Origin of the sequence: Microbacterium sp. ABRD28, assembly GCF_003850245.1 — a bacterium.
Lineage (GTDB): Bacteria > Actinomycetota > Actinomycetes > Actinomycetales > Microbacteriaceae > Microbacterium.
The window spans coordinates 1,781,993-1,804,967 of the sequence record NZ_CP031015.1 but is presented as its reverse complement, the minus strand read 5'-3'; the positions used below and the strand labels follow the sequence as shown (position 1 = coordinate 1,804,967).

General features: G+C 68.7%; 23 protein-coding genes. 2 read left to right on the top strand and 21 right to left on the bottom strand.

Going from position 1 to position 22,975, the window contains the following annotated elements:
• Positions 1 to 3 precede the first annotated feature (3 nt).
• The 6 genes from DT073_RS08730 to DT073_RS08705 form a co-directional block, all read right to left on the bottom strand.
• Complete coding sequence (locus DT073_RS08730; protein WP_124293037.1) at positions 4 to 804, bottom strand: PP2C family protein-serine/threonine phosphatase; 801 nt, start codon at positions 802 to 804, stop codon at positions 4 to 6.
• Positions 805 to 806: 2 nt separating this feature from the next.
• The gene (ctaF, locus tag DT073_RS08725; RefSeq protein WP_124293036.1) at positions 807 to 1,247 is read right to left on the bottom strand and encodes an aa3-type cytochrome oxidase subunit IV; all 441 of its coding nucleotides are present in this window, start codon (positions 1,245 to 1,247) and stop codon (positions 807 to 809) included.
• Positions 1,248 to 3,011, bottom strand: a complete 1,764-nt coding sequence (gene ctaD, locus DT073_RS08720; RefSeq protein WP_124293035.1) for an aa3-type cytochrome oxidase subunit I — start codon at positions 3,009 to 3,011, stop codon at positions 1,248 to 1,250.
• A 2-nt stretch (positions 3,012 to 3,013) separates the two neighbouring features.
• Positions 3,014 to 3,943, bottom strand: a complete 930-nt coding sequence (gene ctaC, locus DT073_RS08715) for an aa3-type cytochrome oxidase subunit II (protein ID WP_124293034.1) — start codon at positions 3,941 to 3,943, stop codon at positions 3,014 to 3,016.
• 155 nt (positions 3,944 to 4,098) lie between these two features.
• Positions 4,099 to 4,461, bottom strand: coding sequence for an iron-sulfur cluster insertion protein ErpA (erpA, locus tag DT073_RS08710; protein ID WP_124293033.1), 363 nt, complete (start codon positions 4,459 to 4,461; stop codon positions 4,099 to 4,101).
• Between the two features lie 90 nt (positions 4,462 to 4,551).
• Positions 4,552 to 5,946 (bottom strand): dipeptidase, encoded by a 1,395-nt coding sequence (locus DT073_RS08705; protein WP_124293032.1) that lies wholly within the window; start codon positions 5,944 to 5,946, stop codon positions 4,552 to 4,554.
• Positions 5,947 to 5,994: 48 nt separating this feature from the next.
• Here DT073_RS08705 and DT073_RS08700 point away from each other — a divergent pair, with 48 nt between their 5' ends.
• Positions 5,995 to 6,594 (top strand): DUF3043 domain-containing protein, encoded by a 600-nt coding sequence (locus DT073_RS08700; RefSeq protein WP_124293031.1) that lies wholly within the window; start codon positions 5,995 to 5,997, stop codon positions 6,592 to 6,594.
• 1 nt (position 6,595) lies between these two features.
• On the opposite strand, the gene DT073_RS08695 is transcribed toward DT073_RS08700, so the two are convergent.
• The 5 genes from DT073_RS08695 to dnaE form a co-directional block, all read right to left on the bottom strand.
• Positions 6,596 to 7,636 carry a quinone-dependent dihydroorotate dehydrogenase gene (locus tag DT073_RS08695; RefSeq protein WP_124293030.1) on the bottom strand — a complete coding sequence of 347 codons (1,041 nt, stop codon included), beginning with the start codon at positions 7,634 to 7,636 and terminating at the stop codon, positions 6,596 to 6,598.
• A gap of 10 nt (positions 7,637 to 7,646) precedes the next feature.
• On the bottom strand, positions 7,647 to 8,132 hold the full coding sequence (gene nrdR, locus DT073_RS08690; RefSeq protein WP_124293029.1) for a transcriptional regulator NrdR: 486 nt from the start codon (positions 8,130 to 8,132) through the stop codon (positions 7,647 to 7,649).
• A gap of 12 nt (positions 8,133 to 8,144) precedes the next feature.
• The gene (gene hisD, locus DT073_RS08685; protein ID WP_124293028.1) at positions 8,145 to 9,443 is read right to left on the bottom strand and encodes a histidinol dehydrogenase; all 1,299 of its coding nucleotides are present in this window, start codon (positions 9,441 to 9,443) and stop codon (positions 8,145 to 8,147) included.
• 14 nt (positions 9,444 to 9,457) lie between these two features.
• The gene (locus DT073_RS16065) at positions 9,458 to 10,642 is read right to left on the bottom strand and encodes a hypothetical protein (protein WP_502697149.1); all 1,185 of its coding nucleotides are present in this window, start codon (positions 10,640 to 10,642) and stop codon (positions 9,458 to 9,460) included.
• 116 nt (positions 10,643 to 10,758) lie between these two features.
• Positions 10,759 to 14,223 carry a DNA polymerase III subunit alpha gene (gene dnaE / locus DT073_RS08675; protein ID WP_240638838.1) on the bottom strand — a complete coding sequence of 1,155 codons (3,465 nt, stop codon included), beginning with the start codon at positions 14,221 to 14,223 and terminating at the stop codon, positions 10,759 to 10,761.
• 123 nt (positions 14,224 to 14,346) lie between these two features.
• Between dnaE and DT073_RS08670 the strand changes: the two genes are divergently transcribed.
• Positions 14,347 to 14,820: an NUDIX domain-containing protein gene (locus DT073_RS08670; RefSeq protein ID WP_124293026.1), complete on the top strand. Its 474-nt coding sequence runs from the start codon at positions 14,347 to 14,349 to the stop codon at positions 14,818 to 14,820.
• An 11-nt stretch (positions 14,821 to 14,831) separates the two neighbouring features.
• On the opposite strand, the gene DT073_RS08665 is transcribed toward DT073_RS08670, so the two are convergent.
• The 10 genes from DT073_RS08665 to murC form a co-directional block, all read right to left on the bottom strand.
• A complete protein-coding gene (locus DT073_RS08665) occupies positions 14,832 to 15,401 on the bottom strand; it encodes a GNAT family N-acetyltransferase (protein WP_124293025.1) in 570 nt (189 codons plus the stop codon).
• A 38-nt stretch (positions 15,402 to 15,439) separates the two neighbouring features.
• Positions 15,440 to 16,360 carry an RluA family pseudouridine synthase gene (locus tag DT073_RS08660; RefSeq protein ID WP_124293024.1) on the bottom strand — a complete coding sequence of 307 codons (921 nt, stop codon included), beginning with the start codon at positions 16,358 to 16,360 and terminating at the stop codon, positions 15,440 to 15,442.
• A 1-nt stretch (position 16,361) separates the two neighbouring features.
• Complete coding sequence (gene lspA, locus DT073_RS08655; protein ID WP_124293023.1) at positions 16,362 to 16,943, bottom strand: signal peptidase II; 582 nt, start codon at positions 16,941 to 16,943, stop codon at positions 16,362 to 16,364.
• Positions 16,944 to 16,946: 3 nt separating this feature from the next.
• Positions 16,947 to 17,540, bottom strand: a complete 594-nt coding sequence (locus DT073_RS08650) for a DivIVA domain-containing protein (RefSeq protein WP_124293022.1) — start codon at positions 17,538 to 17,540, stop codon at positions 16,947 to 16,949.
• A gap of 120 nt (positions 17,541 to 17,660) precedes the next feature.
• Positions 17,661 to 17,963 carry a YggT family protein gene (locus tag DT073_RS08645; RefSeq protein WP_124293021.1) on the bottom strand — a complete coding sequence of 101 codons (303 nt, stop codon included), beginning with the start codon at positions 17,961 to 17,963 and terminating at the stop codon, positions 17,661 to 17,663.
• A 9-nt stretch (positions 17,964 to 17,972) separates the two neighbouring features.
• Positions 17,973 to 18,428, bottom strand: a complete 456-nt coding sequence (locus DT073_RS08640) for a cell division protein SepF (protein ID WP_124293020.1) — start codon at positions 18,426 to 18,428, stop codon at positions 17,973 to 17,975.
• A gap of 33 nt (positions 18,429 to 18,461) precedes the next feature.
• Complete coding sequence (locus DT073_RS08635) at positions 18,462 to 19,184, bottom strand: YggS family pyridoxal phosphate-dependent enzyme (protein WP_124293019.1); 723 nt, start codon at positions 19,182 to 19,184, stop codon at positions 18,462 to 18,464.
• A 16-nt stretch (positions 19,185 to 19,200) separates the two neighbouring features.
• Positions 19,201 to 20,361: a cell division protein FtsZ gene (gene ftsZ / locus DT073_RS08630; RefSeq protein WP_124293018.1), complete on the bottom strand. Its 1,161-nt coding sequence runs from the start codon at positions 20,359 to 20,361 to the stop codon at positions 19,201 to 19,203.
• Positions 20,362 to 20,576: 215 nt separating this feature from the next.
• Complete coding sequence (locus DT073_RS08625; protein WP_240638448.1) at positions 20,577 to 21,491, bottom strand: cell division protein FtsQ/DivIB; 915 nt, start codon at positions 21,489 to 21,491, stop codon at positions 20,577 to 20,579.
• A 63-nt stretch (positions 21,492 to 21,554) separates the two neighbouring features.
• Positions 21,555 to 22,973: a UDP-N-acetylmuramate--L-alanine ligase gene (gene murC, locus DT073_RS08620; protein WP_124293016.1), complete on the bottom strand. Its 1,419-nt coding sequence runs from the start codon at positions 22,971 to 22,973 to the stop codon at positions 21,555 to 21,557.
• Positions 22,974 to 22,975: the final 2 nt, after the last annotated feature.

Genomic DNA, 22,975 nt, shown 5'->3' with positions numbered 1-22,975 from the left:
GACTCAGACGGCGACGTCGCGGAACGGATCGTCGAGCGTGAACCGTCGCGCCGCGGCACCGACGAACACCGGCGTCTTCCGGGGCGGGGAGTCGCCCGACGCGATCACGTCGGCGACCACCACGGTGACGTTGTCAGAAGCGCCGGCATCGAGCGCCAGGTCGACGAGCTCGGACGCCGCGTCCTCGCGGTCATCCCGACTCAGGACCTCGCTCACGGCCCCGTCGTCGACGTAGTCGGTGAGCCCGTCGCTGCACAGGAGCCAGCGGTCATCGTGGAGGGGATCGACCCACGTCACCAGCGGAAGGTCGTCAGGGCCGCCGGACATGGAGGCGGTGATCAGGTTCCGGTGCGGGTGGCTCATGGCGTCCTCGGCGCGCACGTGGCCGCCGTCGACCAGCGCCTGGACGAACGAGTCGTCCCGCGTCATCCGGGTCATCGTGCCCGACCGGAGCGAGTAGGCGCGGGAGTCTCCGATGTGGGCGAGGAGGAGCCGGTTCCGATATCCGACGAACAGGCCCGTGAAGGTCGTCGCCATGCCGGCGAGCCGGGGATCACGGTGCGCATGGGCGGCGATGTCCCAGTTGGCCAGCAGCGTCCGCTCGGTCAGCATCTCGGCATCGGGAGACTGGTGCCACCCCGCCACCAGACGGTGCACGAAGGCGGCTGACGCGAGATCTCCGGCCGGACCGCCGCCAACTCCGTCGGCGACTCCCGCACCCCAGGGCGCGGCGAACGCGGAGTCCTGGTTGCTCGGTCTCGGGCCCGATGCGGATACCGCGACCGACTCCAGTCGGAAGCCCACCGTCAGCGGGCGAAGTATCCGCGGTAGTACTCGTACACCCAGCCGACGATCGCGACAGCGAAGACTCCGAGGCCGATCGGCACCATCCACGCCCCCACGGCGAGGCCGATGAACGCGAGACCCGCAGAGAAGGCCAGCACGATGGGCCACCACGACCACGGGCTGAACTCGCCCATCTCGGGGTCGCCGTCATCGATGTCGGCGGTCAGCACGTCCTCGGGCAGCTCGCCACCCTGAGCGACATGCACGCGCTGGATGTAGAACGCGATCAGGGCCGCCATGAAGGCCGTGAACAGCAGCGCGACGGAACCGACCCACTCGATCGCCGAGAACCACGGAACCTCGGCGGTCGTGTAGGAGATGATGTTCCACACCGTGTAGAACGCGAAGACCAGGAGGAAGAAGCCGCTGAGCAGCCACCAGAGTCCGACGTTGGTACGCACTTACTTGACCTCTCCCTGTGCCAGGTCGACCACGGGCGTGTCGGGCGCGTCCTTCGCCGGGCCCACGCCGACGGGGAGGCCCGCCTCGGGGTGGTTCAGGTCGAACGCCGGACGCTCGCTGCGGATGCGCGGGATCGAGGTGAAGTTGTGCCGCGGCGGCGGGCACGACGTCGCCCACTCGAGCGAAGCGCCGTATCCCCACGGGTCGTTGACGGTGACCTTCGGCGCCTTGCGCGCGGTGATCCAGACGTTGAAGAGGAACGGGATCATCGACGCACCGAGGATCATCGCACCGATGGTGGAGACCTGGTTTTGCCAGGTCCACCCGTCGGCGGCGGAGTAGTCGGCGTAGCGACGGACCATGCCGTCCACGCCCAGCCAGTGCTGGATGAGGAAGGTCATGTGGAAGCCGATGAACAGCAGCCAGAAGTGGATGATGCCGAGGCGCTCGTTCAGCATGCGACCCGTCCACTTCGGCCACCAGAAGTAGAAGCCGGCGAACATCGCGAACACGACCGTTCCGAAGACGACGTAGTGGAAGTGCGCCACGACGAAGTACGAGTCGGAGAGGTGGAAGTCCAGCGGCGGGGACGAGAGGATGACGCCGGTCAGACCGCCGAAGACGAACGAGACGAGGAAGCCGAGCGCGAACACCATGGGCGTCTCGAAGGTCACCGACCCTCGCCACATCGTGCCGATCCAGTTGAAGATCTTCACGCCTGTGGGAACGGCGATGAGCATCGTCATCAACGCGAAGAAGGGCAGGAGCACGCCGCCGGTGACGTACATGTGGTGCGCCCACACCGCCACCGAGAGCGCCGCGATGGCGATGGTCGCGTAGACGAGCGTCTTGTAACCGAAGATCGGCTTGCGGCTGAACACCGGGAACACCTCGGAGACGATGCCGAAGAACGGCAGCGCGATGATGTAGACCTCGGGGTGGCCGAAGAACCAGAACAGGTGCTGCCACAGCAGCACGCCGCCGTTCTCGGGGTCGTAGACGTGCGAGCCGAAGATGCGGTCCGAACCGGCGGCGAGGATCGCGGCGGCGAGGACCGGGAAGGCCATCAGGATCAGGATGCTGGTGACGAGGGTGTTCCAGGTGAAGATCGGCATGCGCCACATCGTCATGCCCGGGGCACGCATCGTGATGATGGTGGTGATGAAGTTCACGGCACCCAGGATCGTGCCGAAACCGCTCATGCCGAGGCCGAGCATCCAGAGGTTCCCACCGACACCTGGTGAGAAGGTCGCACTCGCCAATGGCTGATAGGCGAACCAGCCGAACGAGGCCGCACCCGCCGGCGTCAGGAAGCCCGAGACCGCGATCATCGAACCGAACAGGAACAGCCAGAAGGCGAAGGCGTTCAGACGCGGGAAGGCGACGTCGGGAGCGCCGATCTGCAGCGGCAGGATGGCATTGGCGAAGCCCGCGAACAGCGGCGTCGCGAACATCAGGAGCATCACGGTGCCGTGCATCGTGAACAGCTGGTTGTACTGCTCCTTGGTCGGAACGACCTGCATGCCGGGCTCGAACAGCTCGGCGCGGATGATGAGGGCCATCACGCCGGCGAACATGAAGAACACCACCGACGCGATCAGGTACATGTACCCGATCGTCTTGTGGTCAGTGGAGGTGATCCACTTGACGACGATGTTGCCCTTCTGCTCGACGCGGGACGAGCTCAGCAGCGCGGCCTGCCGCGGCGGCAGCGTGGTCGAGCGGCCGGGGGTGGATTCCTGCAGTGGCAGTGTCGTCGCCATGATCAGCCCTGATCCTCTGTGCTCGTTTCCCCGCTCGAGCTGGTCTCCGTTTCGGAGCCCGCCCCGGTGCCGGGAAGGTTCTGCAACCGGTCGTACGCATCGGTGATGTCACCGGTCTGGCCGCGGTCGCGGAGAGAGTCGAGGTACTGCTCGTACTCCGCCTCGCTGACGACCTCGACGTTGAAGAGCATCGCGGAGTGGTACTCGCCGCAGAGCTCGGCGCACTTGCCGGCGTACGTGCCCTCTCGGGTCGGCGTGAAGGACCATTCGTTGTCCTTGCCGATGTACATGTCCTTCTTGTAAAGGAAGTCGATGATCCAGAAGCTGTGGATGACGTCGCGGGCTTCGAGATCGATCTTCACCGTCTGGTTCACGGGAAGGTAGAGGGTCGGCAGCGCTGCCTGGTCGTAGTCGCCGCGGGCGTCGGGCTCGGCCTGCACACCCATGCTCCACACGGCGTCGGAGTTGTCCTCGTCCTCGCCGTTGTACTGGAAGTCCCACGCCCACTGCTTGCCGATCGCGGTGATCGAGACGTCGGGGTCCTCATACTGCGTCTCGATGATCGCCTGGTCGCGGGCGGTGAAGGCGAAGAAGCCGACGACGAGGATCAGCGGCACGATCGTGTAGAAGATCTCGATCGGCATGTTGTACCGCAGCTGCACGGGAAGGCCGGTCTGACCCTTGCGCCGACGGTAGGCGATCGCCGCCCAGCCCATGAGACCCCAGGTCACCACGCCGACGGCGAGGAGGACGATCCAGGAGTTGACCCACAGACCCGAGACGAGTTCGGTCCGGTTGGTCGCCGGCGTCCCCTCCTCGACGAAGCCGGGCAGGTACCCGTTCAACTCGGTCGGAGTGCATCCCGCGAGCGCGAGGGCCGCGGCGATCCCGACCGGGACGAACGCCCAGCGGAGACGGCGTTTCGAGGGCACGTGCGCACCTTTCCGTTCAGTGTGTTTCCGTGGCCAGTCTAGGGCAACCTCTGGGCGCGTTCTGGCCTGACGCACAGGTTGTTCGACCGCGAGGACACGCTCATCGTCGCCCCCGACGACGCGTCGCCGAGGTGAGATGACCGGTCATGAGCGGGTCAGTGGAAGCTGTCGCCGCAGGCGCAGCTGCCGGCCGCGTTCGGGTTGTCGATCGTGAAGCCCTGCTCGGAGATGGTGTCCTTGAAGTCGATCGTCGCACCATCGAGGTAGGGGACGCTCATGTCGTCGACGATGACCTCGACGCCGTCGAAGTCGACGGTCTTGTCGCCCTCGAGCAGACGCTCATCGAAGTAGAGCTGATAGATCAACCCGCTGCATCCGCCCGGCTGGACGGCGACGCGAAGCCGCAGGTCGTCGCGACCTTCCTGATCGAGCAGGTTCTTCACCTTCAGCGCGGCGGCATCGGTGAGAAGCACGCCGTGTGCGCGCGCGGTGTCGGTGGACAGAGCGGTGTCGGTCATTTCAGATCCTCCGGGTGCAGTGCGCGAGACAGGGCTCGGTGAACCGATTCTACGCCCCGGCCCCTCGTTCAGGACGGGATAGCACGCCCATCAAGAGACTCTGCGATCCAGCTCCTCCAGGAGCAGCGCTTCCGAGACGACAGCGTTGCGGAACGTGTCGAGGTGGAGCGACTCATTCGGCGCGTGGGCGCGGGCGTGCGGGTCTTCGACACCGGTGACGAGGATCTGGGCGGTGGGGAACTCGCGGACGAGGTCGGCGATGAACGGAATCGATCCGCCGACACCCAAGTCCACCGGGTCGACGCCGTAGCCTTCGGCGAAAGCGGTCCGGACCGACTCCACGGCCCAGCCGCTGGTGTCGACGAGGAAGCCGTCACCGAGGTCGACATCGCCGAAGGCGAGTCGAGCACCGAACGGCGCGTGCCGCTCGAGATGGGCACGGAGGGCCTCGTACGCCTCCGACGCCGACTGGCCCGGCGCGATGCGCGCGCTGACGACGACAGAGACCTCCGGGCTGAGCGTGTTGGAGGCGTTCTTCACGCTCGGCGCGTCGATGCCGGTGACCGTCACCGAGGGCTGGTTCCAGATGCGGCTGAGGATCGAGCCCGAGCCGATCGGGCTCACGCCGTCGAGCAGGCCCGCCTCGTCGCGCAGGGTCTCCTCGGTGTACTCGGGGGTCGCCGCGTCCCGGCGAGCGAGCCCCTCGACCGCGACCGACCCGTCGGTGTCCCAGAGCGTGGACAGCAGTCGGATGGTGGCGAGCATGGCGTCGGGCACGGCACCCCCGAACATCCCGGAGTGCGAGGCGTGATCGAGGGTTCGCACGATCAGCGTGAAGCGCACGTTGCCTCTCAGCGACACGGTCAGCGCCGGCGTCCGCGCGTCCCAGTTGCCCGAGTCGGCGACGACGATCACGTCGGCACGCAGTGTCTCGGCGTTGTCGGAGAGGAACTGCGCGAACGAACGCGAGCCCGCCTCCTCCTCTCCTTCGATGAACAGGGCGATGCCGAGCCCCAGGTCTTCGCCCGCAGCATCGCGGAGCGCACGGACCGCGGCGATGTGGGCCATCACGCCGGCCTTGTCGTCGGCGGCGCCCCGCCCGTAGAGCCGCCCGTCGCGCACGGTGGGCTCGAAGGGGGGTGAGTCCCACAGCGACTCGTCACCGACGGGCTGGACGTCATGGTGGGCGTAGAGCAGGATGGTCGGCCGCCCGGGCGCCGCGGCGCGCGTGGCCAGCACCGCCGGCATCCCCCGCTCGCCGGTGTCGGGAACGGCGGCGTCCACGATCCGCACGTCGTCGAAGACGCCGGTCTCGCGTGCGAGCGTCGCCACCGCCTCGGCCGATCGGCGCACCTCGGCGTGATCGAAACCGGGGAACGCCACGGAGGGGATGCGCACGAGCGCACCGAGATCGGCCAGGGCGGTGGGGATGCCGGAGAGCGCGGCGTCGCGGACGGCATCGCGCCGGGTGGGGGTGGAGGTCATGCGGGTAATCTTAAGCGGACACCCGTTCTCCGCTTCCAAGGATCTCCCGTGGCCAAGACTCCCGGCGCACCCACCCCCGCAGCTTCCACACCGAAGGACGCGCCCGAGGGCGCCGCATCCGCGACGGGGAAGGGCCGCGCGACGCCGACCCGCGCCGAGCGCGAGGCCGCTCGCAAGCGTCCCCTGGTTCCCGACACCAAGGAGGCCAAGGCACGCGCGCGCGCCGACCTCGCCGCGCAGCGCGAGAAGGCCCGCGCCGGCATGGCGGCCGGAGACGAGCGCTATCTCCCGGTCCGCGACAAGGGCCCGCAGCGCCGCTGGGTGCGCGACTTCGTCGATTCGGGGTTCCACCTGGGTGAAGCGGTCATGCCGGCCATGGTCCTGGTGATCGTGGCGACCTTCGTCCCCGTGCTCGCCGTGCAGTACTGGTCGTTCGTGGTGCTGTGGATCTTCATCCTGTTCGTCATCGGCGACATGATCATCACCTCGATCCGCGTCAAGCGCGGCGCCCGGGAGAAGTTCGGAGCCGACAAGATGGAGAAGGGCCTGGGGTGGTACGCCGCGATGCGCAGCATCCAGATGCGATTCCTGCGCCTTCCCAAGCCCCAGGTGAAGCGTCGCGGATTCCGCGGCGGGCGGATCGCCTGACTCAGACCGACGGGTGCGCGACCGAGCGGGCGAGCGCTCGGTTGATCTGACGCGCCCAGAGCGGACCGCGGTAGAGGAATCCGGTGTACCCCTGGACGAGGGTGGCGCCGGCCTCCAGCCGCTCGCGCACGTCCTCCCCCGTTTCCACCCCGCCGACGGAGATCACTGCGAAGGAGGCGGGAACGCTTCGGCGCAGCAGTCGCAGCACCTCGAGCGAGCGATGGCGCAGCGGCGCTCCGGAGAGGCCGCCTGCGCCGGCAGCGGCGACGGTCTGCGGATCGGTGGTGAGCCCCTCGCGCCCGATGGTGGTGTTCGTGGCGATGATGCCCGCGAGTCCGCCGTCGACAGCGAGTCTGGCAACCTCGACGATGTCTTCGTCTGCGAGATCCGGAGCGATCTTCACCAGCAGGGGTGTGTCGCCGGCGGCATCCTTGACGGCCTTCAGCAGCGGCCCGAGGCTGGCGACCGCCTGGAGGTCGCGCAGGCCCGGCGTGTTGGGCGAGGACACGTTGACCACGAGGTAGTCGGCGAGGGGGGCGAGCAGTCTCGTGCTGCGCACGTAGTCGGCCGTCGCATCGGCCACCTCCACGACGCGGCTCTTGCCGATGTTCACCCCGATGAGGGGCCGGCGCCGACGTCGGCGGAGGGCGACCAATCGCGCGGCGGCGGCCTCGGCACCGGCGTTGTTGAAGCCCATTCGATTGATGACCGCACGGTCGGGGATCAAGCGGAACAAGCGCGGGCGGGGGTTCCCCGGCTGCGGGTGGGCGGTGATCGTGCCCACCTCGATGTGACCGAATCCGAGTGCGGCGAGTCCGCGCGCGGCACGGACGTCCTTGTCGAACCCGGCTGCCACACCGAACGGCGTCGGGAACGTCAGGCCGAGCGCTGAGGTCTCCAGCGTCGGAGCCGGCCGGGTGAGGCGGGATGCGAGCACGGACAGCGGCGGCACGCCGAGCGCCCGGATCACGACGACCGCGGCGTGGTGCGCGGTTTCGGGGTCCATGCGCGCGAGGACCGTGCGAAACAGGAGGGGATACATCCCCTCCAGGCTAGCGAGTCGGCTCGCTCTCACCCGTCCGCACGCGATCGGCGTGGTCGGCACGGAGGCCGGCGATGGCCGATTCGAAATCCTCCAGGGAATCGAAGGCCTGGTAGACGCTGGCGAAACGCAGGAAGGCGACCTCGTCGAGCTCGCGGAGCGGGCCGAGGATCGCCAGGCCGATCTCGTTGGTGTCGATCTGCGAGGCGCCGGTCTGACGTACCGCCTCTTCGACGGTCTGGGCGAGAACCGCGAGGTCACCCTCGGTGACAGGGCGCCCCTGGCAGGCCTTGCGGACACCCGACATGACCTTCTCGCGGCTGAATGGTTCGATCACCCCGGATCGCTTGATCACATTGAGACTCGCCGTCTCGATGGTCGAGAACCGGCCGCCGCACTCCGGGCACTGCCGGCGGCGTTTGATGCTCAGTCCGTCGTCGCTGGTACGCGAGTCGATGACGCGGGAGTCGGAATGACGACAGAAGGGACAATGCATGGCGAGAACAGGTTACGCCGAGAAGCGTGCGGTCACGGCCTCGCCGTGCGCGGGGAGGTCCTCGGCATCGGCCAGCGTCACGATCGCGTCGCGCACGTCGGCCAGCGCCTGCTCGTCGTATGTCACCACCTGCTGCGGCCGGAGGAATGTCGACGCCGACAGCCCGGCCGCATAGCGGGCCTGTCCCCCGGTCGGGAGGACATGGTTGCTCCCTGCGAGGTAGTCGCCGAGACTCACCGGCGTGTGACGACCGACGAAGATCGCGCCGGCGTGGACGAAGTCCTCCGGGCGGGGATCGGCCAGGTGGAGTTCGAGGTGCTCGGGGGCGTAGGCGTTGCTGAACGCCGTGGCGGCGGCCTGATCGTCCACCAGCACGATGGCCGATTGCGCGCCGGCGAGGGCGGTCTGCACGCGTGTCGCATGACGGGTTGCGGCGGCCCTCCGCGCGACCGCCGCCGCAACGGCGTCGGCGAGGGCGGGCGACGTGGTGACGAGGACGGCGGATGCCTGCTCGTCATGCTCTGCCTGACTGATGAGGTCAGCCGCGACGATGTCGGCGTCAGCGGAATCGTCCGCGACGATGAGGATCTCCGTGGCCCCGGCCTCGGAGTCGGTGCCGACCAGACCCGCGACGGCGCGCTTGGCCGCTGCGACGAAGTTGTTGCCGGGTCCGGTCACCACGTCGACAGGCGACAGGCCGATGTCGGTGACGCCGTGGGCGAAGGCGCCGATCGCTCCGGCACCGCCCATCGCGTAGACCTCGGCGACGCCCAGAAGTCGCGCGGCGGCGAGGATGACGGGATGCACCCGCCCACCGTGCTCACGCTGCGGGGGCGAGGCGAGTGCGACCTCGGCGACCCCGGCGATCTGCGCGGGGACGACGTTCATCACGACGCTCGACGGGTAGACGGCCTTGCCCCCGGGGACGTACAGGCCCACGCGACGTACGGGCTGCCACCGCTGCACGATGCGCGCGCCGGGACGGATCATGGTGACGATCTCCGCCGGGACCTGCGCCGCCGAACCGAGGCGCACGCGGTCGATCGCCTCCTCGAGCGCTGCGCGAATGTCGGGGGCGAGGCCCGTCAGCGCCTCATCGAGGTGCGCGGCCGGCACCCGGATGTCGTGTCCGGTGACCCCGTCGAATCGCTCCGCCTGCTCACGCAGCGACGCCTCGCCGCGCGCCGCGACGTCGGCGACGATGTCGGACGCGGCGGTGAACGCCGCCTCGCGGGTGCCCGCCGCACGGGGAACGGCAGCGAGCAGCTCGGCGGGGGCGAGAGCCTGTCCCCGCAGATCGATGGTGCGCATATCGATGGGGATCCTCAGCCGCGGGTGACGCCGGAGACGTCGTGCAGGTACCCGGTGCGGCCGTCTTCGTGACGCACGACGAAGTGGGTCTTGCGGTCTTCGATCACGAGCGCCCACGCGGTCGGACCGATGCGGAACAGGGTGGCGCCGTTCTCGTCGACGATGTCGCGCTCCTCGGGCACGAGGGCCCAGAACGCCTGGTAGCGCGTCTCGGGTTCGATCACCGTGGTGGCCGTCTGGTCGGCATCCCGAGCATCGTCGTCGGGAGTGACGTCGGTGGCCACGGTGTCGGCGACCGCCGTCTTCGGCTCGTCGTCATCGGCGTCGGGGCGCTCGGTGCGCGAAGGCCCGAACATCGCCTCGAGATCGCCTGTCTGGCTCGCACGGTCGGCATCCGCGTCCGATCCGCTCATCGCTTCGGGTCCGACCGGGACACCTGCGGAGGCGTGCGCGCCCGCGGAGGCGGGTGCGTAGGGGTTCACGCCGTATGCGCCGGTGTCGTACGATCCGGTGTCGTCGGCGGCGGTGTCGGGGGCGCTGTCCTGCGCCGGCGCGGCGGCGGGGGCCGGCGTGGGCTTCGGAGCACGAGGGGTGCGCGGACGCGGCGTGACCGGTCGCGCGGGGCGGGCGAAACGGTGGGCGACGACCTCGCGACGGTCGCGGAAGTCCTCGGCGACGGCAGGGACCAGCGGCGCGAACACGGTGAGGACGACACCGGCGAGCATGAGGAAGAACTCGACCCAGATCACCCAGCCGCGCAGCCACGGGCCGCCGGCGACGACGATGGCGACGGTCTCCCAGATCAGGTGCAGCCAGATGACCGCCGAAACGGTGAAGGCCACGGAGGCGAACTGGTCGATCCCGAGCGAGCCGACACGTCGGATCCCCTCCGGCGAGAGCCGTCGCAGTGCCAGCAGGAAGACCGCGGCCGTGGGCACGCCGATGGTGAGGATCCACCACAGACCGGTGGTCCACACCGAGCTGAACTGCACGGTGCTGAAGGAGAAGAACGACACGACGAAGGCCACGAGCCAGACGCCGCCCAGGATCACCTCTCGCAGCGAGAAGGGCCCCACGCCGTACTCCACCCCGGTGTCGGAGGGGCCGCCGTCGACGGTGGGCGCGTCATCGGTCGCGGCGGTCGTGGCGGGGGCGCCCACGGTCGGTTCGTCGTTGCTGATTCCGTCGGTCACAGTCATCCTTCCCGGGGAGCCGCGCGGTCCGCACGGCGACTCCCGATCTTACCTGCGCCGCCCATCCTGATCATGGGCGTCGTCGCGACAGCACGCTGCGGGAGACGAGCCGCCGCGCTCGATCACCCGAGACACTGGGGCCCGAGAAGACCTTTCAACTCGCCGTACAGGTCGGCGGTCACCGTCACCGGCAGCGGGACCTCGAACACCTTGGCCACACCGCCCTTATGCAGACGCAGAGTCACCTCGGTGTCGCCGCGGTGACGAGTCAGCACCTGAGCGAGTTCGGTCACCACCGTTTCGGTCGCCCGATGCTCGGGAACGAGGAGAACGAGCGGACCGGCCGCGTCCACCGCCCCGAGATCGGGTACGAAGGCCGAGACGGCGTGCAGATTCATGCCGTCATCGCGTCGCGATACGCGTCCGCGGACCACGAGGATCGAGTCGGCCTGGAGCATCGACTGGAACTCGGTGTAGGTCTTGCCCATGAACATGACGGTGACCTCACCATCGAAGTCCTCGACGGTGATCATGCCGTACGGATTGCCGCTGGACTTGGCGACCCGGTGTTGCACGCTCGTGACGAGACCGGCGACGGTCACCTGCTCGCCGTCGGCGATGTCCTCCGAGGCCAACAGGTCGTGGATCGACAGCGAGGCGTGCTTGGCCAGCGGGATCTCCAACCCCGCGAGCGGGTGGTCGGAGACGTAGAGCCCGAGCATCTCGCGCTCGAAGGCCAGCTTGTCCTTCTTGGTCCACTCCGGCCGGTCGGGCACCTTCTGCACCTGCTGCGGTTCGTCCCACAGGGAATCGAAGTCGAATCCGACCTCGCCGTTGGCCTCACGCCGCTTGTCGAGGACGGCCTGCTCGGTGGCATCCTCATGGATCTCCATCAGCGCACGGCGTGTCGCCCCGAGCGAGTCGAACGCGCCCGCCTTGATCAGCGACTCGACGGTCCGTTTGTTGGCGACGGGCACGGGAACCTTCGACAGGAAGTCGTGGAAGGACGTGAAGCGCGCCTCCTGGCGGGCCGCGACGATGGCGTCGACCACGTTAGCCCCGACGTTGCGCACCGCGCCCAGTCCGAAGCGGATGTCTTCGCCGACGGCCGCGAAGTAGCGGATCGACTCCCCCACGTCCGGCGGCAGCACCTTGATGCCCATGCGTCGGCACTCGTTGAGGTAGACGGCCATCTTGTCCTTGGAGTCGCCCACGCTCGTCAGGAGCGCCGCCATGTACTCAGCCGGATAATGGGCCTTCAGGTACGCCGTCCAGTAGGACACCAGTCCGTACGCAGCCGAGTGCGCTTTGTTGAACGCGTAGTCCGAGAAGGGCAGCAGGATGTCCCACAGCGCCTTGATCGCCGACTCGCCGTAGCCCCGCTCCTTCATCCCACCCGAGAAGCCCTCGTACTGCTTGTCGAGCTCGGACTTCTTCTTCTTCCCCATCGCGCGGCGGAGAATGTCCGCCTGGCCGAGCGAGAAGCCCGCCACCTTCTGCGCGATCGCCATGACCTGCTCCTGATAGATGATCAGGCCGTAGCTGATGTCGAGGATGTCTTTGAGCGGCTCCTCGAGCTCGGGGTGGATCGGCGTGACCTCCTGCTGACCGTTCTTGCGGAGGGCGTAGTTGATGTGGGAGTTCGCACCCATGGGGCCGGGTCGGTAGAGCGCGATGACGGCCGACACGTCTTCGAAGTTGTCGGGCTTGAGAAGTCGCAGCAGCGAGCGCATCGGACCACCGTCGAGCTGGAACACGCCGAGGGTGTCGCCACGGGTGAGCAGCTCGTACGCCGCTGTGTCGTCGAGCGCCAGGTGCTCGAGGTCGAGCTCCTCGCCCCGGTTCATCCGGATGTTGTCGAGCGCGTCCGAGATGATCGTGAGGTTGCGCAGCCCGAGGAAGTCCATCTTGATCAGACCCAGGGCTTCGCACGACGGATAGTCGAACTGCGTGACGATCTGCCCGTCCTGCTCGCGGCGCATGATCGGGATGATGTCGAGCAGGGGCTCCGACGACATGATGACGCCCGCGGCGTGAACGCCCCACTGACGCTTCAGCCCCTCGAGCCCGAGAGCCCGGTCGAAGACCGTCTTGGCCTCGGGATCGGTGTCGATGAGGGCGCGGAACTCGCTGGCCTCTTTGAAGCGCGGATGCTGGGCGTCGTACATCCCGCTCAGCGGCATGTCCTTTCCCATGACCGCCGGCGGCATGGCCTTGGTCAGCCGCTCCCCCATGCTGAACGGGAAGCCCAGCACCCGGCCCGCGTCCTTCAGAGCCTGCTTGGACTTGATGGTGCCGTACGTCACGATCTGCGCGACCCGCTCGGAGCCGTACTTCTCGGTGACGTAGTCGATCACCTCGCCGCGGCGCCGGTCGTCGAAGTCGACATCGAAGTCGGGCATCGAGACGCGGTCGGGGTTGAGGAAGCGCTCGAAGATCAGGCCGTGCTCGAGCGGGTCGAGGTCGGTGATGCGCATGGCGTAGGCGACCATCGACCCCGCGCCGGAACCGCGGCCGGGACCCACGCGGATGCCGTTGTCCTTGGCCCAGTTGATGAAGTCGGCGACGACCAGGAAGTAGCCGGGGAACCCCATCTGCAGGATGATTCCGGTCTCGTACTCGGCCTGCTTGCGGACGTTGTCCGGGATGCCGTTCGGGTACCGGTAATGGAGGCCTTTCTCGACCTCCTTGACCAGCCAGCTGTCCTCGGTCTCACCGTCGGGCACGGGGAAGCGCGGCATGTAGTTGGCGCTCGTGTTGAACTCGACCTCGCATCGCTCGGCGATGAGGAGCGTGTTGTCGCACGCCTCCGGGTGCTCGCGGAAGATCTGCCGCATCTCCTGCGCCGTCTTGACGTAGTACCCGTCGCCGTCGAACTTGAACCGGTTGGGGTCGTCGAGGGTCGATCCCGACTGCACGCACAGCAGCGCCGCGTGCGCGTCGGCCTCGTGCTGGTGGGTGTAGTGGGAGTCGTTGGTCGCCACCAGCGGGATGCCGAGATCCTTCGAGATGCGGATCAGATCGGTCATCACCCGCCGCTCGATGGAGAGACCGTGATCCATGATCTCGGCGAAGTAGTTCTCCCTGCCGAAGATGTCCTGGAACTCCGCGGCCGCCGCCCGCGCGGCGTCGTACTGGCCGAGACGCAGTCGCGTCTGCACCTCGCCCGACGGGCACCCCGTCGTCGCGATCAGTCCCTTGCCGTAGGTCTCGAGCAGTTCCCGGTCCATACGCGGCTTGAAGTAGTACCCCTCCATGCTCGACAACGAGCTGAGCCGGAAGAGATTGTGCATGCCCTCGGTGCTCTGACTCCACATCGTCATGTGGGTGTACGCGCCGGAGCCGGAGACATCGTCGCTGCGCTGCTCGGGGGTGCCCCACTGCACGCGGGATTTGTCGCTGCGGTGCGTGCCGGGGGTGACGTAGGCCTCGAGACCGATGATCGGCTTGATGCCCGCCGCCTTGGCGGCGTTGTAGAACTCGAACGCGGCGAAGGTGTTGCCGTGGTCGGTGACGGCGATGGCCGGCATGCCGTAATCGGCCGCCGCCTGCGTCATGGCGCCGATCTTGGCCGCCCCGTCGAGCATCGAGTACTCGCTGTGCACGTGCAGGTGAACGAAGGAGTCGGATGCCACGCAACCAGCGTACGCGGGAGGTCGGACACCGGCGGCGTGTCGGATAGCGTGGCAGCCGGACAGAGGGAGCCTGCGATGCCGACACCGGATTTCGTGCTGGAGCTGCGCCGTCACGTGGGGACCCGCCCCCTCCCCCTGGTGGGCGTGACCGCCGTGATCGAACGCGACGGCGCCGTGCTGCTCGGGCGTCGCAGCGACAACGGCCGACTCACCCCCGTCACCGGGATCGTCGACCCCGGCGAGGAGCCCGCGGATGCCGCCCGCCGTGAGGCGGAGGAGGAGGCGGGGGTCGTCGTCCGCGCGGTCCGACTCGCCTTCGTGCACCAGATCCCCCGGATCACCTACGACAACGGCGATCAGAGCGACTATCTCGACCTCACCTTCCGCTGCGAGTGGATCTCGGGCTCGCCCGCACCGGTGGACGGTGAGATGACCGAGGTCGGCTGGTACCCGATCACCGCGGTCGAGCACCTTCTCGACGACGACATGGCCGAGCGCGTCCGTCGTGCGCTCCAGGACGGTCCGACCGTCTTCCTCCAGGGGCGCTGAGCGCCGGAGTCTCAGCTGAGGTCGCGCCGCATGAGCACGCGCGGGAAGCCGTTCAGGACAGACGTCGTGTCAGCCGCGTGGACGAAACCGGCCCGCTCGAACAACGCGCGGGTGCCGACGTAGGCCATCGTCAGGTCGACCCTCGCCCCGCGGTTGTCGACGGGGTATCCCTCGATCGCGGGTGCACCGCTCTCGCGCGCGAATCGGACCGCGCCATCCAGCAGTGCGTGGGAGATCCCGCGTCCGCGGAAGCCGGGCCTGACCCGGATGCACCACACGCTCCACACATCCTTCTCATCCACGTGGGGGATCTTCCGGTTCGTGGCGAACGACGTGTCGGCGCGGGGATGCACGGCTGCCCAGCCCACCACCTCCCCGCTGTCGTAGGCCAGCACGCCCGGTGGCCCGGCGGAGAGCAGCTCTCGCACTCTCTCGCCGCGTGCGACGCCGCGCAACCCGCGATTCTCGGTACCGGGGATGCGGTAGCCGAGGCACCAGCAAACGTTGGACGTCGGCTTCTTCGGACCGACCATGGTGCGGATGTCATCGAACACCGTCGCCGGTCTCACCTGGATGGCCATGGCTCCACTCTGCCGCGGCCCGCCGACATCGTCACCGGTCACTCGCCGCGGAGGATCTCCAGCGCTGCGGCGAGGTCGGCGGGGTAGTCCGACGTGAACGAGACCCACTCCCCCGTGGCGGGGTGGATGAAAGCGAGGTGATGCGCGTGCAGCCACTGCCTGGTCAGACCCAGCCGCGCACTGAGGGTGGGGTCGGCTCCGTACAGCGGGTCCCCGGCGCACGGATGCCGGTGGGCGGCCATGTGCACGCGGATCTGATGGGTCCGGCCCGTCTCGAGGTGGATCTCCAGCAGCGATGCGCCCGGGAAGGCCTCGAGGGTCTCGTAGTGGGTGACGGAATCCTTGCCGGACGGAATGACCGCGAACTTCCAGGAGTGGGTGGGGTGGCGCCCGATCGGCGCCTCGATCGTGCCCGCCAGCGGATCGGGATGCCCCTGCACGACGGCGTGGTAGATCTTCTCGACCTCGCGCTCCTTGAACGCGCGCTTGAGAGCGGTGTAGGCCGCCTCGGTCTTGGCGACCACCATGAGACCGCTCGTTCCGACATCCAAGCGGTGGACCACGCCCTGTCGCTCAGCCGCTCCCGTCGTCGCGACGCGCACACCTGCCGCTGCGAGGGCGCCGAGGACGGTGGGTCCCTCCCAGCCGACCGACGGATGCGCAGCGACTCCTGCCGGCTTGTCCACGACGATCAGGTCGTCGTCCTGGTGCACCACCCCGAGATCGGGGACCTCCATCGGGACGACGCGGGGCTCCTCCTTGGCCGCCCATTCGACCTCGAGCCAGGCGCCGCCGCGAAGGCGATCCGACTTCCCCAGGGCACGCCCGTCCATCCGCGCACCGCCGGCGTCGAGGACGTCCACCGCGAAGGTGCGGGAGAAGCCCAGCATCTTCGCCAGAGCGGCGTCGGCGCGGGTGCCGTCGAGCCCGTCCGGAACGGGGAGGTGACGCGATTCCACGTCAGTCGGCCGCGCGCTCTGAACGTGAGGCGGGATCGGCCGATGCCGGTTCCCCCTTGCGGGGCGAGCGCTCCTGCGGTGTCCCGTCCAGGTGCGGACCGAACAGGACGAGGGCCGCGACCGAGATCATCATGGTGACGATGAAGATGTCGGCGACGTTGTAGATCGCCGGCATCATCCACGGCGTGTTGATGAAGTCCACCACGTGACCGACGGGGAACCCGGGCTCGCGCAGCAGGCGGTCGGTCAGATTGCCCAGCACGCCGCCGAGGAGAAGCCCCAGGACGACCGCCCAGATGCGCGAGCGCAGGCGGGTGAGGGCGAGGAACACGATCACGACCGCCACCACCGCCAGGGCGATCGTGAAGATCCAGGTGACGTCCTCACCGAGGGAGAACGCGGCCCCGGGGTTGCGGGTGAGGTAGAAGATCAGGAAGTCGCCGAGGATCCGGACCGGCTCCTGGTAGGGCAGGTTCTCGATGGCGAGGTACTTCGTGAACTGGTCGGCGGCCAGCACGATCGTCGCGAGGATCACGACGATGATGCTGGCCGCCGCCCGGTGAAGCGGGGTTCGACCGGTCAAGGACTACAGGCCGACGGCCGGCACGGGCGCAGAGCCGGTGGCGGTCGACGACGCGTCCAGGTCGCGCAGGTGCCCCTCGATGTAGCTGCGGAGCTGCGTGCGGTAGTCGCGCTCGAACTGACGCAGCTCGCTGATGCGGCCCTCGAGCGTGGCGCGCTCCTTCTCGAGGCGAGCCATCTCGTCGCGTCCGCGGGCCTCGGCCTCGGAGACGATCGACGTGGCCTGCGCCTGGGCGTCGGAGATGAGCTGGTCGCGCTTGGCGCGGCCTTCGGCGACGTGCTCGTCGTGCAGGCGCTGCGCGAGCTCGATGATGCCGGCGCTGGCGGCGCTCGGCGAGCCGGCGTCCGCGGCGGGCGCGGGCTCGGAGACCGCAGCGGGGACCTCTGCAACCGGGGCGGCGACCGTGGCCGGGCCGGCGGACTCGCCGGACTCGAGAGCGGCGATCTTGGCCTTCAGCTCTTCGTTCTCGGCGATCGTCTTGCGCCATTCGACGACGATCTCGTCGAGGAAGTCATCGACCTCGTCCGGGTCGAAACCCTCCTTGAAGCGGACGTGCTGGAACTGCTTGGTGACGACGTCATCGGGGGTCAATGCCATGGTGATTCCTCTTTCGAGCTGGTCGTTGGCCGACGTCGCGGCCCTCCCACCGTCCTGCGGCGGTCGTATCCAGCCAAGCATAGCCCCGGGCCCGGGACGTGTCGAAGGCGCCGGAGAGGCTCAGACCATCGTGAGCGAACGGGTGACGGCGAGCAGGATGAAGCAGAGCAGCATCGTCAGTGCGAAGCCGAAATCCAGAGCGACGGGCCCCACCCGCAGGGGCGGGATGAAGCGCCGGAACATCTTGATCGGCGGATCCGTGACGGTGTAGACGACCTCGGCGAGCACCAGGCCTACGCCCTTCGGCCGCCACTCGCGGTTGAAGAAGGGGATCCACTCGAGCACCAGACGCCCGAGCAGGACGAAGACGTAGATGAAGAGGATCGCGTTGAGGATGGAAGCGATGAACGCGATGACGGGCACGTACCTAGGCTACGAGAAGGGCACGGCTTCCGGGTCCGCGTGCGCGATGGCACCATCCCCGGACACGGCGACGTTCTCCGGCGAGAGCAGGAAGACCTTGCTGGTGACGCGCTCGATTCGCCCGTACAGACCCAGCGACAGGCCGCTGGCGAAGTCGATGAGGCGGCGCGCATCGGCATCGGACATCTGCGACAGGTTGATGATCACGGGGATCCCGTCGCGGAAGTTCTCGGCGATCACCTGTGCGTCGCGGTACTGCTTGGGGTGCACGGTCAGGATCTCGCTCACCGCGGTCGGCGCGGGCTGACGGACGACGGCCGGGCGGTGGATCGGGGTGATGGGCGCGGCCTTCTCGACCGCCTGCGGCTTCTGCCGAGCAGCGGGCTGCGACGTGGGCTCCTCGTAGACCTCTTCCTCGTCGGCGAGGCCCAGGTACACCATGGTCTTCTTGAGCGGGTTCGACATCGGATCCTCCGTTTGCTCGTGTCGTTTCCGAGGTTAACCGCGCTCGGGCCGCGGGCCGGTGATTGCCGTACCGATGCGTAGGTGTGTCGCGCCGACGGCGATCGCCTCGGCGAAGTCTCCGGTCATTCCCGCGGACAACCAGGTCGCGTCGGGAACGACGGTGCGCACCGCCTCGGCGTACCGCGCGAGGCGCTCGAACGCCGCGGCGGGGGCCTCGTCGAGGGGGGCGACCGCCATGACTCCGCGCACGCGCAAGGTGGCGCAGCGGGCGGTGTGGTCGGCCAGCGCGATCAGTTCGCCCGGGGCGACTCCCCCGCGGCCGGGGTCATCGGTGAGGTTGACCTGCAGGAAAACATCCAGCAGGGGATCGGATTCCTCGGCGGCGCGCTCGAGGGCGTCGGCGATCTTCGGACGATCCACCGAGTGCACGACAGAGGCCGCGGAACGGATCGCTCGGGATTTGTTGGTCTGCGCCTGACCGATGAAGTGCCAGCGGAGGCCGGGCAGCGGACCTACGGCCTCGTGCTTGGCGGAGAGTTCCTGCTGACGGTTCTCTCCCACATCCCGGACGCCGAGCCCGTAGAGCCTCTCGACGAGATGCGCGGGATGGAACTTGGTCACCACGATCCGGGTGATCTTCTCCGGATGACGACCGGAGGAGCGCGCCGCGTCGACGATGCGCGCATCCACGTCGGCGAGCCGCCGGGCGAGGTCGTCCTCGTCCGGCGGCTCGCCGAGGGTCGCAGGTGCGGTCATCGCGAGGCGATGCGGATCACTTCAGGAAGTCGGGGATGTCGAGATCGTCGTCGCCGAACGCCGAGTCGTACCCGGTGTCGGGCAGAGTCGCCCCTACCGCGACCGACTCCCTCTTCGGCTCGACCCGCTCCGGCTCGGCCTCCCGCGCTGCATCGACGGCGGGCATCGCGGGCACGACCGGCACACTGGCCGGGCGGGCCGCAGCGACCGGATCGATCCGCAGCGACGGCTCTCCGCCGTCGAATCCCGCCGCGATGACCGTGACGCGCACCTCGTCGCCGAGGGTGTCGTCGATGACCGTTCCGAAGATGATGTTGGCCTCGGGGTGCGCGGCTTCCTTCACCAGCTGAGCGGCATCGTTGATCTCGAAGATTCCGAGGTTCGACCCGCCCTGGATCGACAGCAGCACACCGTGCGCACCCTCGATCGACGCTTCGAGGAGGGGCGATTCGACGGCGAGCTCTGCGGCTTTGATGGCGCGGTCGGCGCCGCGAGCGGAGCCGATGCCCATGAGGGCCGACCCGGCGCCCTGCATGACCGACTTGACGTCGGCGAAGTCGAGGTTGATCAGACCCGGGGTCGTGATCAGGTCGGTGATGCCCTGCACACCGGCCAGGAGCACCTGGTCGGCGGTGGCGAAAGCCTCCACCATCGAGATGCCGCGGTCGCTGATCTCGAGCAGACGATCGTTCGGCACGACGATGAGGGTGTCGACCTCTTCTTTCAGCCGCGCGACACCGGCCTCGGCCTGGCTCTGTCGACGACGACCTTCGAACGAGAAGGGCTTGGTGACCACACCGATGGTGAGGGCTCCGATGGACTTCGCGATCTTGGCGACGACCGGCGCGCCACCGGTGCCGGTGCCACCGCCCTCGCCCGCGGTGACGAAGACCATGTCGGCACCGCGCAGGGCCTCCTCGATCTCCTCCGCGTGGTCCTCCGCCGCTCGACGACCCACCTCGGGGTCGGCGCCGGCGCCGAGCCCACGCGTGAGCTCGCGTCCGACGTCGAGCTTGACGTCGGCGTCGCTCATGAGCAATGCCTGGGCGTCGGTGTTGATCGCGATGAACTCCACGCCGCGCAACCCGAGCTCGATCATGCGGTTGACGGCGTTCACGCCGCCGCCACCCACACCGACCACCTTGATCACGGCGAGGTAGTTCTGGTTCTGGCTCATGCCGGCCTCCGTCTTCCCGAACCTTCAACCTCTACTAGAGGTATAAAGAATTGCTCGGTATGCAATTCCTGTTCTTGAAGGTAAGGGGCCGACGCGGCTCGGCGCGGAGGGACACGGCGTGTCGCGACATCCTGATTCGCAAGCCCCGCCTCGGCTCCGTCCGGTTGCCCCGCGACGCCCATCACGACCGCGAATTCACGACCATGTGACCCGCGTCAGCGGATCACGACGGCGTCAGGCGAGGAGACGTCGTACTCCGTGACGGTGTCGGCCGGCCGCGCGGCCATGACGGTCTCGAGAACGCGGGCCTTCATCGCCGATTCCTCCGCACTCCCCCACACCACGCGGGAGGACGAGGTCAAGGTCAACGTCACGTCGAAGGCCGACGTCGCACTCACGGCCGTCACCTGGTCGCCGATCGAGGCCGGAAGCGCCCGCATCACCCTGCCGACGGCCGCGAACGCATCGCCGTCGACCCCGCCGCGGACATCGAGGACCGGCTCGCCGGCCGGCGGTTCCGTGCTGGCGGCGAGGACGACCCCCGCGGCATCGACGACGGAGTACCCCGAGGCCGACGCGATCGCGCCGATGGGCGTGCGTTCGACGATCCGGACGACGAGCTCGTGCGGCGGCCGCGCCTCGAGGGTGTAGCTCTGCACGAACGGGAAGTCCGAGAGCGTGTCCTGGATGGCCGCTTCGTCGACGAGCGGAAGCGGCGTGCCCAGCTGCGAAGCCAGCGCCGCCTCGACACCGCCGGCGTCGAGCTGGACCGCTCCGACGACCCGCACACGTTCGACGGCGAAGAGCGGACTGTACGCGACGGCGGCGGTCACCCCCGCCACGACGAGGATCGCGCCGATCGCCGACACCCACAGCGCCCGCCGGCGGCGCTGTCGCACGGTGAAACGCCGGACTTCTGCGCGCAGCGCCTTCCTCCGGGCCCGCGACGCGCGCCACACCGCCAGCAGGCCGACGGGCCGCTCGGGCTGCGCGGGCTGCTCCGGTTGTCCGGCACCCTCCGCGCGAAGGTCGTCGGAGACGGCGTCCGAGCTGCCGCCGGCGTCGCGCAGCGGCAGGATGACGCCCGAGCCGTCTTGCTCGTCCCGAGCGCCGACGCTCGCCTGCTCCACCGCAGCAGCGCTCCGCGGCGGAGCGGCCGGCGGCGGGAGCGGAGACGGCCGTCGCACCACGGGTCAGCCTTCGACGGCGGCGGCGTCGGGACGGATGCGGGTCAGCGCCTCGAGGATCTGCGGGACGATGAGGTTCACGTTCCCGCAGCCGAGGGTGATGACGTAGTCGCCCGGTCGCGCGACCGCCGCGGCGTGGTCCGCAGCACGCTGCCAGTCGGCGACGAAGCGCACCCGATCGGGATCGGAGAAGGCGTGGGCGACGAGATCGCCCGTGACGCCGGGGACGGGATCCTCCCTCGCGCCGTACACGTCGAGGACCACGGTGTGATCGGCATGGCGTTCGAGCACTTCGGCGAACTCCCGGTACATGTGCTGCGTCCGCGAGTAGGTGTGGGGCTGGTGGACGGCGATGATGCGACCGTCGCCGATGACGCTCCGAGCGCCGGCGAGGGCAGCGGCGACCTCGGTCGGGTGGTGGGCGTAGTCGTCGTAGACGCTCACCCCGCGCTCGATGCCGTGCAGTTCGAACCGCCGGTCGGTTCCGGCGAAGCCGGTGACCGCGTCGGCCGCGGAGCCGAGCGGGAAGCCGAGGCCGATGAGCACGGCCACCGCGCCCGCGGCGTTGACGGCATTGTGCACACCCGGGATCTGCAGGCGGACCTCGACCGTCTCGCCCTCATGCGTCAGTCGGAAGCCGACGGGCCCGTGCGCGTCGATGTCGCTCAGGCGCACGTCGGCCTCGGCGTCGAGGCCGAACGTGATCACGCGAGGGTGAGCGAGCAGCGCCGCGACCTCTTTCGCGCCGGGGTCGTCAGCGGAGATCACCACCGCCTCGCGCGCCTCGCCGCCGAACCGGGCGAAGGCCTCGACGAAGGCCTCGGCGGATCCGTAGTGGTCGAGGTGGTCGGGGTCGACGTTGGTGATGAGGGCGACCGAGGTGTCGTAGAGGAGGAACGTGCCGTCGGATTCATCTGCTTCGATGACGAACAGGTCGTCCGCCCCCGTTCCGCTGGAGACGCCGAGCTGCGCGATGACACCGCCGTTGACGAAGGTGGGGTCTGCACCCAGAGCCTGCAGCGAGGTGACGATCATGCCCGTCGAGGTGGTCTTCCCGTGCGCGCCTGCGACGGAGACCAGTCGGCGCGCGCCGATGAGCCAGTGCAGCGCCTGCGAACGGTGGATGACGGCGAGACCGCGCTCTTTCGCCGTGACGTACTCGGGGTTCTCCGGCCAGATGGCTCCCGTGTGCACGACCGTGTCGGCGTCGCCGAGGTGCGCGGCGTCATGGCCGACGTGCACCGTCGCACCGAGCGCCGCAAGAGCCCGAAGGGACGGGCTGTCGGCTCGGTCGGAGCCGGACACCCGGATTCCTCGGGCCAGGAACATCCGGGCCAGTCCCGACATCCCGGATCCTCCGATGCCGATGAAGTGGGCGGCGCGGATGTCATCCGGAATCGGCAGAGACAGGTCAGGTCTGATCATGG

Coding starts and splice junctions, on each gene's coding strand:
- DT073_RS08650 (WP_124293022.1), bottom strand. CDS start 17,540: ATGGCATTGACCCCCGATGACGTCGTCACCAAGCAGTTCCAGCACGTC.
- hisD (WP_124293028.1), bottom strand. CDS start 9,443: ATGCGCACCATCGATCTGCGGGGACAGGCTCTCGCCCCCGCCGAGCTG.
- DT073_RS08665 (WP_124293025.1), bottom strand. CDS start 15,401: ATGGCCATCCAGGTGAGACCGGCGACGGTGTTCGATGACATCCGCACC.
- murC (WP_124293016.1), bottom strand. CDS start 22,973: ATGATCAGACCTGACCTGTCTCTGCCGATTCCGGATGACATCCGCGCC.
- DT073_RS08695 (WP_124293030.1), bottom strand. CDS start 7,636: ATGTATCCCCTCCTGTTTCGCACGGTCCTCGCGCGCATGGACCCCGAA.
- ftsZ (WP_124293018.1), bottom strand. CDS start 20,361: ATGAGCCAGAACCAGAACTACCTCGCCGTGATCAAGGTGGTCGGTGTG.
- erpA (WP_124293033.1), bottom strand. CDS start 4,461: ATGACCGACACCGCTCTGTCCACCGACACCGCGCGCGCACACGGCGTG.
- DT073_RS08640 (WP_124293020.1), bottom strand. CDS start 18,428: ATGTCGAACCCGCTCAAGAAGACCATGGTGTACCTGGGCCTCGCCGAC.
- DT073_RS08635 (WP_124293019.1), bottom strand. CDS start 19,184: ATGACCGCACCTGCGACCCTCGGCGAGCCGCCGGACGAGGACGACCTC.
- dnaE (WP_240638838.1), bottom strand. CDS start 14,223: ATGCTCGACGGGGCGGCCAAGATCGGCGCCATGACGCAGGCGGCGGCC.
- DT073_RS08705 (WP_124293032.1), bottom strand. CDS start 5,946: ATGACCTCCACCCCCACCCGGCGCGATGCCGTCCGCGACGCCGCGCTC.
- DT073_RS08670 (WP_124293026.1), top strand. CDS start 14,347: ATGCCGACACCGGATTTCGTGCTGGAGCTGCGCCGTCACGTGGGGACC.
- nrdR (WP_124293029.1), bottom strand. CDS start 8,132: ATGCATTGTCCCTTCTGTCGTCATTCCGACTCCCGCGTCATCGACTCG.
- ctaD (WP_124293035.1), bottom strand. CDS start 3,011: ATGGCGACGACACTGCCACTGCAGGAATCCACCCCCGGCCGCTCGACC.
- DT073_RS16065 (WP_502697149.1), bottom strand. CDS start 10,642: ATGACTGTGACCGACGGAATCAGCAACGACGAACCGACCGTGGGCGCC.